Annotated in this window: 13 protein-coding genes; 4 read left to right on the plus strand and 9 right to left on the minus strand. The window is 39.5% G+C overall.

Going from position 1 to position 12,906, the window contains the following annotated elements; all coding sequences use genetic code 11:
• Positions 1-130: 130 nt before the first annotated feature.
• The 8 genes from rpmI to opp3b form a co-directional block, all read right to left on the minus strand.
• Positions 131-331 carry a 50S ribosomal protein L35 gene (gene rpmI / locus ACPWSO_RS01360; protein ID WP_426080971.1) on the minus strand — a complete coding sequence of 67 codons (201 nt, stop codon included), beginning with the start codon at positions 329-331 and terminating at the stop codon, positions 131-133.
• A 61-nt stretch (positions 332-392) separates the two neighbouring features.
• The gene (gene infC, locus ACPWSO_RS01365; RefSeq protein ID WP_426080972.1) at positions 393-914 is read right to left on the minus strand and encodes a translation initiation factor IF-3; all 522 of its coding nucleotides are present in this window, start codon (positions 912-914) and stop codon (positions 393-395) included.
• A 349-nt stretch (positions 915-1,263) separates the two neighbouring features.
• The gene (locus ACPWSO_RS01370) at positions 1,264-2,067 is read right to left on the minus strand and encodes a Cof-type HAD-IIB family hydrolase (RefSeq protein ID WP_426080973.1); all 804 of its coding nucleotides are present in this window, start codon (positions 2,065-2,067) and stop codon (positions 1,264-1,266) included.
• 246 nt (positions 2,068-2,313) lie between these two features.
• Complete coding sequence (locus ACPWSO_RS01375) at positions 2,314-3,423, minus strand: RNA-guided endonuclease TnpB family protein (protein WP_426080974.1); 1,110 nt, start codon at positions 3,421-3,423, stop codon at positions 2,314-2,316.
• Positions 3,424-3,766: 343 nt separating this feature from the next.
• Positions 3,767-4,726, minus strand: coding sequence for an ABC transporter ATP-binding protein (locus ACPWSO_RS01380; protein WP_426080975.1), 960 nt, complete (start codon positions 4,724-4,726; stop codon positions 3,767-3,769).
• Entirely contained in the window at positions 4,716-5,789 is a 1,074-nt protein-coding gene (locus ACPWSO_RS01385; RefSeq protein ID WP_426080976.1) for an ABC transporter ATP-binding protein, read from the minus strand. Before ACPWSO_RS01385 ends, ACPWSO_RS01380 begins: the two co-directional genes overlap by 11 nt.
• 5 nt (positions 5,790-5,794) lie before the next feature.
• Complete coding sequence (opp3C, locus tag ACPWSO_RS01390; RefSeq protein WP_426080977.1) at positions 5,795-6,847, minus strand: oligopeptide ABC transporter permease; 1,053 nt, start codon at positions 6,845-6,847, stop codon at positions 5,795-5,797.
• Positions 6,847-7,788 carry an oligopeptide ABC transporter permease gene (gene opp3b, locus ACPWSO_RS01395; RefSeq protein ID WP_426080978.1) on the minus strand — a complete coding sequence of 314 codons (942 nt, stop codon included), beginning with the start codon at positions 7,786-7,788 and terminating at the stop codon, positions 6,847-6,849. The genes opp3C and opp3b overlap by 1 nt, the downstream gene beginning before the upstream one ends.
• Positions 7,789-7,875: 87 nt before the next feature.
• Here opp3b and ACPWSO_RS01400 point away from each other — a divergent pair, with 87 nt between their 5' ends.
• Entirely contained in the window at positions 7,876-8,226 is a 351-nt protein-coding gene (locus ACPWSO_RS01400; RefSeq protein WP_426080979.1) for a DUF3899 domain-containing protein, read from the plus strand.
• A 76-nt stretch (positions 8,227-8,302) separates the two neighbouring features.
• Here the strand turns inward: ACPWSO_RS01400 and ACPWSO_RS01405 are convergent, their stop codons facing one another.
• The gene (locus ACPWSO_RS01405) at positions 8,303-9,982 is read right to left on the minus strand and encodes a peptide ABC transporter substrate-binding protein (protein ID WP_426080980.1); all 1,680 of its coding nucleotides are present in this window, start codon (positions 9,980-9,982) and stop codon (positions 8,303-8,305) included.
• 478 nt (positions 9,983-10,460) lie between these two features.
• On the opposite strand from ACPWSO_RS01405, the gene ACPWSO_RS01410 reads away from it, so the two are divergent.
• The 3 genes from ACPWSO_RS01410 (at position 10,461) to ACPWSO_RS01420 (ending at position 12,898) form a co-directional block, all read left to right on the plus strand.
• A complete protein-coding gene (locus ACPWSO_RS01410; RefSeq protein ID WP_426080981.1) occupies positions 10,461-11,093 on the plus strand; it encodes a pentapeptide repeat-containing protein in 633 nt (210 codons plus the stop codon).
• Between the two features lie 226 nt (positions 11,094-11,319).
• Complete coding sequence (locus tag ACPWSO_RS01415; protein WP_426080982.1) at positions 11,320-11,541, plus strand: hypothetical protein; 222 nt, start codon at positions 11,320-11,322, stop codon at positions 11,539-11,541.
• 1 nt (position 11,542) lies between these two features.
• Positions 11,543-12,898, plus strand: a complete 1,356-nt coding sequence (locus ACPWSO_RS01420) for a tripartite tricarboxylate transporter permease (RefSeq protein WP_426080983.1) — start codon at positions 11,543-11,545, stop codon at positions 12,896-12,898.
• Positions 12,899-12,906 lie beyond the last annotated feature (8 nt).

Here is a 12,906-nt window from a genome sequence, read left to right on the forward strand (position 1 = left end):
GTTAGAAAATCAAGTTCAGCCTTTTAAACTGTTTAAAGTTTAAATGAACGGTGTTCCTAAAGCAGCTCTTTCGGAAATATGCTGTACTGGCTTATTTCTCAGAGCTAATCGCTTTTATCACGACCTCGATTTATTTCATCCCTGCTAACTGTTGGCGAATACGTTTGAAATCGCCTGCTGATACCATTCCTGCTTTACGTAATTGACGACGTTGTTTTTTTGTTTTGCCGTGGAAACGGTGACTTGTAAACGCACGGAATCTTTTCAATCCGCCCTTACCAGTACGTTTGAAACGTTTTGCTGATCCGCGGTGTGTTTTTTGTTTTGGCATGACTAATTTTCCTCCTCAAAATCTTTTGCTCTCTCGAACAAATCCATCGATATTTCTCAAATTACTTGTCGTTTTTAGGTGCCAGCGTTAGAAACATGCTGCGTCCATCCATTTTCGCTTTCTGTTCCACTGTAGCAATATCTGCAGTTTCTTCAGCCAGGCGATCAAGAACTTTTTGACCAATCTCTTTATGGGTAATGGCACGGCCTTTAAAACGGATCGAAGCTTTCACTTTGTCTCCCTTTTCCAAAAACTTACGTGCATTACGAAGTTTTGTGTTAAAGTCATTGACATCAATAGTCGGACTTAAACGAACTTCTTTTACGCTGATCACTTTTTGCTTTTTACGAGCTTCGCGCTCTTTCTTCTGCTGTTCAAAACGGAACTTTCCGTAATCCATGATTCGTGCCACAGGTGGTTTAGCGCCTGGTGCAACAAGGACTAGGTCTAGGTTTGCAGTTTCAGCGATTTGCAGCGCTTCTGACTTTGTCTTTACACCTAATTGTTCCCCATCTTGCCCGATCAAACGTAACTCACGTGCACGAATGCCGTCGTTCACCATCATATCCTTTGCTATGGTCATTCACCTCCAAGTTTTTTAAGAGAAAGTATAGCGGAAAGCTTTATCATTTCCTTAAGTCAGCAGATAATCGCATAAAAAAACGGGCTCCATAAGAACCCGCGTAAAGTCTGACTCATATCCTAACTGATATAAGGAATCCTCTTATCTAGCCCAGTGATGTTCTCAACTAAGGCGAGAAGCGGGTGCTTCTGCTTTTATTTTCTCAACTTCAATAGTATATACGATAGTCCTCAACTTGTCAATAACTACTTTGTAAAAATCACAGCAACCACATAAAACATGCAAACAAATGTTTATCACTCTTTTTTCTTTGAGTAGTATTTGTCTCATGCTTTGATTCTATTGGGAATTAAATTGCTGCAAGCAGCTCTTCAATTTTTTTCAGCACGCCGCTTTCATCGTTTGAAAGAATTACTTCTTTTGCCGCTTCCTTTACTTTGGGATGTGCGTTGGCCATCGCAAAACTATAGCCTGCGTGCTTCAGCATTTCAATATCATTACCGCTGTCGCCAAAGGCGGCAATTTCTTCGGCCTTGATGCCCCACAGCTGCTGCAGCCGTTCAAGTCCGCTGGCTTTGTGCGTGCCTTGAATAATCAAGTCCACATCCTCATGACCACTGGATACAGGGACTAATCTCCCCTCCAGCACTTGTTCCAACTCTTCAACTGCTTGTTCAACCTGACCAACTGGAAAACTCAACGCAAACTTAAAAAATACATCATTTTCTACTTTTTTTAAATCCGGCACCTTTTTCAAACGATGATAGTATTTACTGCCATAGGCTACAAAGCTTTCAGATTCATCCTCTCTAACATAGGCGCTAGTTCTCCCGCAAAGAATTGTATGAGCGCCGTTAAAATGATAAAGTACATCCAGCACATCATCAACTGTTTCCTGCATCATTTCACCATAGAAAATTTCCTGATTCTCACTAACTACATATGCGCCATTTTCTGCAACGAAGGACAATTCCTTTTCAATCTCAGGAAAAAAAGATTTCAGCTGGTAATATTGATTCCCGCTGGCAACAACGAACCGTATGCCTTGCTCCTTCATTTTTTTATACAGCTCAGCAAAGTGTTCCCTATCATAATCCTGCATGCTATTCAAAAACGTTCCATCCATATCTACTGCTATCATTTTAACTGTCATAATTATTCTCTACCTCCAATATGTTTAGCAAATAATCCGCTCTCATCTATTGTATCATGTTCAGCAGCTGAAATTACTCTTTCTTATAACAAAAAACTCATCTTTAGCCTTTACCAAAGATGAGTGACTATATCCCATTTAATAATTAGTGAACTGCCTTGAATCCAATCAAAAGCTTCCCAGAAAGAGGTCTTTGCTACCTTATATGCCCTGGGCTAACCCTGTAGTCCCTACAGTTTTTCATACTTATTTCCTCAAGCCCTGCCGCAACAGCTGAATACTGGCCGCAGTCTCCCTGTCTGCTTGACCCCGCTCCTCATCAATATCACAAATCAGATGAGGATTGATTGTTTCACTAGATGTGACTGCTTCCCCGTTTTTTTTGAGCTTCAGCAATTGCTTTTCATGCCACAATGCTTTGTATTCAAGCTTGGACACAAATAAAGACCATGACACATCAGAAACTCGTTTATTCAGCTTATCATTACGGCAGAAATCTTCTTTATGAATATCCTCTACACAAATAAAGTCATATTGGTTAATCAGCTCTGTCGTAACCTTATTGAGGAAATCATGACGCTGATTCAAAAGCTTCTCTCTTAACTTAGCAACCTTTATTTTCTGCTTTAGATAGTTCTTCTGCTTTAATAAATCCAGCCCTCTTGCAACTGCCAGATTCTTTTTCCTGACTAGTTTCTTTTCCTCACGTCGAATTTTCCGTTCGATTTCTTCTGTCAGCTGATCATTATCTATTTTTTTCCCATTTGATAAGACAGCAAAATGAGAACAGCCTAGACTGATTCCTACAGCTTGATTAGTTTTCTCTTTGCAGGCAATAGTTTCCTCGCATAAGATTGATACAAAGTATTTTCCACTGGTTGACCGTGAAATTGTTGCTGATTTTATTTTTCCCTTTAACTCTCTGTGAACCTTCACTTTTATCAACGACTTTAATTTTGGAATTTTCAAATAATTTAAAGCAACAAATTTTATGGTTCCATTTTGATTATTCGTTGTATAGGAGGTCACAGGATTTTTTTTAGTTTTCAGTTTGGGAAAACCGATATTTTTTCCATTATAATACTGCTTCAGTGTTCTTTCCAAATGTATCTGAGCATTAGCCAAGGCTAAGCTGTCCACTTCCTTCAGCAATGGATATCGTTTTTTATATTTTGCCGGTGTAGGAATTTTCTGGAACTTACTCCCATTCCCAGTTTTTGATTCTTTGTAAAAATGAATCCTATCCTGCAGCAGCAAGTTATGAACCATACAGACACAAGAAAAAGTTTTTTCAAAAAAATCGATTTGAGGCGGCGTGGGATAAATTCTGTATTTATACGCTTTTAGTACCTTCACCAGTCCACCGTCCTGTTCGAACAGTCCGACACCGATCCGCATGCTATAGTTGTTTCATTGGTTGCGGCCGCTGCTTAATAAACACCTGGTCAGACCACTTCTTCATTTTTTCCTTTATTAAGCCCGAATATAAAAGTAAGTGGGACAACCAAATGCCCACTCCCTTTTCATCTTTAGATACAAACAATAGCTGAAACAAAAACAGCAATTTTGAAAATAGGCTGAATCTCTCTATTTCTAAAATTAGTATTGTCCGTTTTCAGCAATTATCTATTAGTAAATCTGAAGAAACAGACCCTCATCCATCCGTTTCTCCAGATTATTGACTCACTAACTTTACCGATTAACGGCGTGCCTGAGCTTTTTTGGTTGCAATTTTTTCACGGAATTGTTCCACTTCATCTTCTGAACAATATACGTAGTGCTCCGGAGCCACTTCACGCAGCTGACGATCTTTTCCATCTTCTTTCTGCGGTGTGTAAACAATCCGTTTACGTGACCGCTCATAATCTGGATCCGGAAGCGGAATTGCAGAAAGCAGACTTTCTGTATATGGATGAACACCAAAATTATAAATGTCATCACTTGAACCCATTTCCAGCAGTTTACCGCTATGCATAACCCCAATACGGTCACTGATGTGTTTTACCATAGAAAGGTCATGAGCAATAAACAGATAAGTTAATCCCGCTTCTTTTTGTAAATCCTGCAGCAAGTTTACAACCTGTGCCTGAATCGATACATCCAAGGCAGAAATTGGTTCGTCACAGATAATGAATTTTGGATCTACTGCTAAAGCACGAGCGATACCAATCCGCTGACGCTGTCCACCTGAAAACTCATGAGGATAACGAGAAGCATGACTTGGATCAAGTCCTACAACTTTTAACAGCTCTTCAACTTTTTCTGTGCGTTCTTTATCATTTTTAGCCAAATTATTGATATCAATACCTTCAGCAATAATATCATTAACCTTCATTCTAGGATTAAGAGATGCATATGGATCCTGGAAAATCATTTGAACTTCTCTGCGGAAGGACTGCATCTTCTCTTTTGAACGAATGTCTGCAATATTTTCCCCATCGAAGATAATTTCTCCGCCGGTTGGGTTGTATAAACGAATTACGCTTCGTCCAGTAGTTGATTTACCACTTCCTGATTCTCCTACCAGTCCAAACGTTTCTCCTTCATAAATATGAAAGCTGACATCGTCAACCGCTTTTACTTCATCAGGACGTCCAATATTAAAATACTGCTTTAATCCTTTAACGTCTAACAGTTTTTTACGTTTCTCAAGATTCACTGTTCAGCCCTCCTGTTTCAGATTCTTTATGACGCTCTTTATAGATAGCCCAGCGTCTTTCAATTTCTGCCGGAGGTGTTACTTTCGGCGCTTGCGGTGCCAACAGCCATGTTGCTGCTTTATGCGTTGGAGAAACCTCAAAATATGGCGGCTCCTGCTCAGCATCAATTTTCAACGCAAATTCATTCCGCGGATAGAAGGCATCTCCTTTTGGAGGGTCCAGTAAATCCGGAGGTGAACCTGGAATTGCATACAGCTTATCCTCTGTTCCTTCAAGAGTCGGCATAGAGCCTAGCAATCCCCAGGTATATGGGTGCTGCGGATTGTAGAAAATTTCTTCAGAGGTACCTACTTCAATAATTCGACCGCCGTACATAACAGCTACACGGTCAGCTACATTTGCTACCACCCCTAAGTCATGGGTAATAAAAATGATTGAGGTGCTGATTTTTTGCTGCAAATCTTTTAATAATTCAAGAATTTGCGCTTGAATAGTTACATCAAGAGCTGTTGTCGGTTCATCTGCAATCAAGACTTCCGGGTAACAAATCAACGCAATTGCAATAACAATCCGCTGGCGCTGCCCGCCTGAAAACTGGTGAGGGTAGTTTTTCAGTCGTTTTTCAGCATTAGGAATCCCTACTAATTTAAGCAGTTCCAATGCCTGAGCTAAGCCCTCAGCTTTTGATACTTTATTATGTTTAATCAAAGACTCTGCAACTTGTCTGCCGATAGGCATTGTCGGATCTAAAGAAGTCATTGGATCCTGAAAGATCATTGCAATTTCTTTTCCTCTAATTTTCTGCATCTCTTTTTCTGTTTTATGGACAATATCTGATCCTTTGAACAGGATTTCACCACTGTCGATATTCGCATTACTGCTCAGCAGGCGCATGATTGTTCTTGTCGTTACTGACTTACCACTTCCTGATTCACCAACAATTGCTAGTGTCTCACCTTTATGGAGGTCAAAGTTCACGCCACGAATAGCTTTAACTTTTCCTGCGAATGTATCAAAAGAGATGTGTAAATCTTTTACTTCTAATACTTTTTCCATAGTCATTCACTCTACTCTTTCATCTTAGGATCTAAGGCGTCACGCAAACCGTCAGCCAGTAAATTGAAACAAATCATAATCACAGATAATGTTGCTGCCGGAATCCACATCAGGTACGGCAGGAAGCGGAACGTTTTGTACCCTTCATTCAACAGTGTACCTAGTGAAGCGGTTGGTGGTCTCAAGCCCAATCCAATGAAACTCAGAAAGGCTTCGAAGAAAATAGCAGACGGAATACTAAACATCATTTGCACAATGATGATACTTGAAATATTAGGCAGGATGTGTTTAACTGCAATTTTCAGACGGGATTCCCCTAAAGTCTGTGCAGCCAATACAAATTCCTGATCCTTCAATTTCAAGGTCTGGGCTCGGACAATCCTGGCCATGGATATCCAGTTCGTTACAACCATCGCTAATACAATGGAAAGAATTCCCGGATCAAAAACTGTCAGCATCAGAATCATTACAACCAGATTTGGGATACCAGATAGAATTTCTAATATCCGCTGCATTACAGTATCTACTCGGCCGCCAAACAGTCCCGATATCAGACCATATGTTACCCCGATAGTAATATCGAGAATAGCCGCGATGAAAGCAATCAGCAATGATACTCGTGTTCCCATCAGCAGACGGCTTAAAACATCCCGTCCCAAGCCATCAGTTCCAAGATAGAAATTCAAGTTTTCGGGAACTTTCGCTTGTTCATATTTATCAACAATTTTACCTGCTACAACGGCTTTACCATTCAGACCGTCAACACTTTCCAAACCTGGAATTTTCGGCGGCAGGTTAATATAAGCCACATTCTGTTTTGTCGGATCCTGTGGTGAAATCCAGATAGAACCGATTGAAATTAAGATGATTATAATCAAGATAACCATTGAGATAACAGCGGCTTTATTTTTCTTTAGACGACGCCATGAATCTTGAATAAAGTTTAGCGACGGCGCAGCAATTCGTTCTCTTTCTTTGGAAGTCGACGCATCTAAAAGCTCAAACTCTCCAGAAGGAATCCCACTTACTGATTCCGGTACTGCATTTCTTTTGATTGTTTCCATTAGCTACGGTCACCTCCTGAAACACGGATTCTTGGATCGATTAATCCATAAAGCAAGTCAACAACAAGAATAACAATAACCAGCATTGTAGAATAAAGAATTGTTACGGCCATAATTGTTGGATAGTCATTGGTCATAATCGATTTAACAAACTGCTCACCGATACCCGGTATTGCAAAAATGTTCTCTACAACCAGCGACCCTGTCATCAAACCGACAGCTAAAGGTCCTAATAATGTAATCAATGGGATTAAACTATTTCTTAATCCATGTCTAAATGCTACTTGCCAGCGGCTCAACCCTTTTGCTCTCGCCAGTTCTACATAGTCACTATGAAGAACCTCTACCATTTCGGTTCGAATAAACCTGGCCGAGTCAGCCAATGGACTCATTGCTAAGGCAAGTGTCGGTAAAATCGTAGACGCAAAGGTTTCCCATTTTGCGATTGGCAGCCAGCCCAGCTTCATTGCAAATACATATTGAAGCAGTACGGCAAAGACGAAGTTCGGAATTGAACGGCCTAAGATGGCCATTAAAGTCGCTAATGTATCTACCCAAGTATTTTGACGCATTGCTGCAATAACACCGAGTAAAATACCGACTAATGTTCCGAATAGAATGGCTTGTCCCCCCAGTTGTACTGAAGGTCCAATCCGGTTTACTAATAATTTAGCTACCGGCTGATTTTTAAATTGGAATGAAATCCCAAAATCACCGACTACAAGGTTTTTCAAATAGATTCCGTATTGAACGAGAACCGGCTTATCCAGTCCTGATTGTTTGTTCAACATGGCAATGGTTTCTGGACTAAGTTTTTCTTGGTTGGTATATGGAGTACCTGGTAATAATTGCATTAAGAAAAACGTAATCGTTGCGATTAACCACAATGTGATTATCATGAAAAAGACACGTTTAAGAAAATACTTCCCAAAACTGTTCAAGAATGACACCTCCGAAATTATTTTGACTTCAACAGCTGTTTTCGATAAAGTATAGACAATAAAACTAATATAGACAAGGATGAACCCATGAAAAATTTAAAATGGCCATTTGCCACTTTCCTCATTTCCAGTTTTGGTATATTTATCTATTTATTTTTAACTAAAAAATCAGTTACTGCCCAATCAATATCGGACTCCTTCTTTATCGTCTCTCTTTTCTTTCTCATTATCGGAATCGCACTTTGGACTATGTCCTCTGGCTTTTTTGATAACTTTCAGCGTTTTATGAAAAACGCGTTTCATTTAAGAAAGAAAAACGAGCCGAAAGAATTCATCCCGTTTTCAGAAATCGGCATTGCCCATCGGTATTTCTGGCTCGTTACCGGAGGATTTCTGCTGATTCCAGCTATTGTTTCCTTACTATTTTACTTTTTCTAAGCAAAGATAGCAAGAGGACCGTTGCCTTTTCCTAAAAATGGCAAGGGTCCTTTTGCTATGAACGGGTCATTTCAGATTATTCTGAAATGTATGTCCATTTGTAATCATATTGCGCTCCAGCAGGGTGGAAGCCAACATCTTTCACTTTCGCAGCTCTCATGTGTCCTTCTGCTTTTTGGTAAATTGGCATAACACCTAGCTCGCCAGTGATAATCTTCTCTGCATTCACCATGTCATCCCAACGTTTTTCAGGATTGTTGGCATTTGTTGTTGCAGCAGAGTTCACATATTTGTCATACTCTGTATTGCTATAGCGTCCACGGTTATATGAGTTGTCTGTGATAAACAAATCAAGGAAACTACTTGGATCAACATAGTCAGCGCCCCATCCGCTTAATACTACATCAAAGTCACCTTTGTTTGAACGGTCAAGACGTACAGAGAATGGTACTGGACTTAATGTTACTTTCACGCCGTCCAAGGCTTCTGTAACAGCACCCTGAATGTATTCAGTTACTTTCTTAGAAGAATCAGTATCAGAAGAAAGGATGTCAAACTCGAATGAAGTAATCCCTAATTCTTTCTTCGCTTTTTCCCAATATTCTTTTGCTTTATCTTGATCAAATTCAATTTCCACGCCTGCATCCTTAACGAAGTCAGCATCAGTATCAGGGTTATGAGACATGTCTGCTGGAACCAATCCTTGAGGAGCAACTGATCCGTCACCTAGGATTTGGTTAACCAATGCATCACGGTCGATTGAGTAAGAAATCGCTTTTCTCAGGTTTTCATTTTTGAATGGAGAATCCGCATCTCTTTGGTTGAACTCCATGTATTGTGTACTTGCTTCTTTTTGGATAACATATTCAGGATCACTTGCCATTTGCTGTGCAAGCTCACCAGTCAAGATAACATCATCAGCTTGTCCATCTTGGAATAAGTTTAATGAAGTAGGTGCTTCTTTAACAACACTTACTTTTACTTCGTCCAGCTTAACAGTGTCTGCATCCCAGTAGTCTGCATTTTTCTTGTAAGACCATTCTGTATCAGTACCTGGTCCATCAAATCCATCTAATACGAAAGGTCCGTTATAAACTGCTTTATCGCTAGTTGTTGCGTACTCTTTGCCATACTCTTCCACGATGTCTTTTCTTTGTGGGAAGAATGATGGGAATGCTAACAGATAGTCAAAGTAAGGTGTTGCTTGCTCTAATGTAATCTCAAGCTCGTAATCACCAACTGCTTTGATACCCAGTTCTTCAGGTTTTGCATCACCTTCAGCAATTTTAGTTCCGTTTTTAACAGCACCAAACATATAGCCGTATTCTGAAGCTGTTGCCGGATCAACCGTACGTTGCCAGCCATATACATAGTCTTCTGCTTTTACAGGTTCGCCATCAGTCCATTTTGAGTCTTCATTCAGCTTCACTTTGTAAACTGTTCCATCTTCGCTGACTTCAGCCATTTCTGCTGCACCTGCTGTAATAACTTTATTATCTAAATCTAACCGGTAAATACCTTCATATACATTATTCAATGCAGTAAAACTAATTACGTCTGTTGCGATAGATAAATCGGCACTTGGCATTTCTTGCTGCTCAATCACACGATAGATTTGTTCTCCGCTTGCTGTACCCTTTGATGATGAATCTGCAGACTTAGAGTCGTCTGTTGTTCCACCGCCGCCACACGCAGTAAGTACTGCTGCGCTAAGTAAAGTTACTGTCCCTAAAGCAAATGACTTTTTAAACTTCATTCCCATGTCCTCCTAGAAAATTCTGTTCTCATTTTTCTGAAAACTCAGAATTTAATAATTATTTATTGCTATGAGGTATAGTTTACCCGCATAACATTAAAAAATCAAGAAAAATCTTATTCTCTCCTAATAATTATAAAAACGTGATACTTCCAGCTATTATTTACTTACTTTTTATCGTATATTATTCAGCCTTCTTATTTCCAATAACCCGAATGATAGTATAAATTATTGTCTTTTTTATCGCAACTATCGAAAATTATCGTTTATTCCTTTAATTTTTTTCGTATTTCAGCATATTTCCCTAAAAAAATGACTTTTAATACTTTTTTCTTGCTGTCGACAATAAACTCCCTCCCTCTTATTATTCACTCATCTTATTCTTAGAAACCTTTTCAACGGCTTTTTTCCTGTTCCATGAGAAAAATAATTTTAGTATATAATAGAAAGACAATTATTTTCGAAAGAAGGTTCAAATATGAAAGAAAAGAAACGAATTTTGCCAGTTTTGCCGGCAAAGCTGCCACGCTACGACCTTGAGCTAGAAGATGAAGGCATTGTTGAAGCGTCTTTTATTGAGAATCAATTGTTAACAGAGATTGATTTTCATCACCTTTTTTTCAAAGAATGTCATTTTAAAAAGCTGCTGCTTCCCGGCAGCCGACTTCGACATTTTGAATGTGTAAATGTTGTCTTTGAAAACTGTGATTTTTCAAATGCCGACTGGATAGGGTCGAGCTTCCATCAGGTAGAGTTTAGAGGGTGCAAACTAACTGGTATTAATTTTGCTGAAGGCTATTTTAAAGACTGTCTGTTTGACGACTGCATGCTGGATTATGCTTCTTTTGCTGCCTCAACCTTAAAAGTTACCCATTTTGAAAAGAATCGTCTGAATCAAAGTGACTTTACTGAAGTTGACTGGCAGCATTTAAAGCTGACAGACTGTGAACTAACACAAAGCCAATGGTTCCATACTAAGCTGAATAAGCTTGATTTGTCGGAAAACCGTTTCGATGCCATTGCTTTTTCACCAGAATCGATTCATGGACTGATAATTAATGCCGAACAGGCTTTAGTTATTGCCGGAACATTAGGTGTAAAAATTAAATAGCTTGCCATAAAACCAACGCAGCATTTATATAGGAAGAAAACAGCTTAACGTTTTCTTTAGAAATGAGCGTAAGAATTTTACTTGCTATTCCTTTTTCGATAAACTAATGAAGGTTGACCTTACAAGTTTGTAAGCAGCCTGATTAAATAATTTAGGATAGTGGTTCTTAACGAAGTCTGTATTTTTTAGACACTTCCTTTGTTATGGTTATCGAAAGGAGAAAAAAGTGAAAAAAGAATTTATTGAGATTTGGGGAGATCTGGTAAAAATCAGCGACTTGATTCTTTCCGTTCTAATCTGCAGCGGCTTAACTATGGGCGGCTATTTCCTGGCCCCTGCTGCTGACCAGACAAAACAACTATTTTTCGGTCTTGGCGGTGCGGTACTGGGCTTCCTCCTATCGACTTTTTTAATTAAGCCAAAGCGCATAGTGGAGGAGGAAAATTAGTATGGATGCTTCTCTCTTACTTCAAATGCTGCTGGCAGTTCTTGGAGCAGTCGTTCTCTATACATTTATAGGTTTTGTTCCTGGTACAGATGAAACTTCTGTCTTAATGCCGGTGACCTTAGCCCTTGTTCTTTCAGGGTTACAACCTATCGTAGTCTTAACTTTTTTTATCGCTGCAATCGTGACTCTAAACCTGATGAATGCAATTCCGACTGCTTTAGTTGGACTGCCGGGTGGTGTAATGTCCACTCCAATGATTGAGCATGCACTTTTTCTAAAGGATCAGGGAATGGCTGCTACCAGTATTAAAAAAATGGCAACCGGCTCTATTATTGGAACAGTAATTGCTATTCCAGTCAGTTTGCTGCTGGCAAATATTCTTGCGCCTTTTTCCGAATCTGTAAAATCCTATGCCGCACTTCTATTCGTCTTTGGCGCTGTTTTTTTAGCTCTTATCGGAAAAAATAAATTATTTGCTCTAATCAGCATTATTCCTCTGGCATTACTATTTCAAGGTTTGCGCTATCTTTATTGGGGAATTGGTGCAGTTCCACAGGAAAAAACCGTTACCACTTCTTTCTTTTTAGGCATTACTATCGGACCGCTGATTGTCTCCCTGCTTGGTCTATTAAATGAGCAAAAACGGGCAGCCTTACCGAAATACGCTAAAAAGAAGATAACCATTAAGCATGTGGATGAAGAAGCTGCATTGAAGCATCCTCTTAAGACAATTACAAAAAAAGAAGCTGGTACAAGTGCTGTTGTTTCTCTATTGTCTAACTTCCTGTTCTTTCTAAGCCCAGTGGGTCTGACCATTCTATTTGGAGAAATCGCTGCTAACAAGGAAAAAGATCCTGTAAAAAAAGCCAGTATGGCAATTACTTCGATGAGTGCTTTATCTCATGCAACGTATCTTTCAGGTGTAATCATTCCTTTAATTGCCTTGGGTATTCCTTTGTCGCCAGTTGCAGTAGGACCAGCAAATGCATTATTTAATGCCCCGCCAGTCTTTACTTTGGATAGAAACATTCATCATCTGCTTACAAAGGGAGAGTTTGTTTTTGCGATTCTTTTTGCTGCCGTAATTGCTTCTGTTATTACCTATTTCATCGCAATGAACTACGCCCAGCAGATGACTGCTTTTGTTTTAAAGAAAATCCCTCATGAAGCAATTTTAGGATTATTCATCGGCTTTATCCTGCTGTTGGCTTTTATGGATGCAGGACTTGTTAATATATTCGGTGTTCTTTTAGTTGGGATTGTCTGTGGGACGTTAAACAAGATGGGCGTCAACTATGGTGTCCAGTTCATGATTCTCTATGCGGCACCATGGATTACCTCACATTTGATATTTTAGATAAAGGA

The sequence above is a fragment of the Enterococcus sp. LJL51 genome, from assembly GCF_049894025.1.
Lineage (GTDB): Bacteria > Bacillota > Bacilli > Lactobacillales > Enterococcaceae > Enterococcus_L.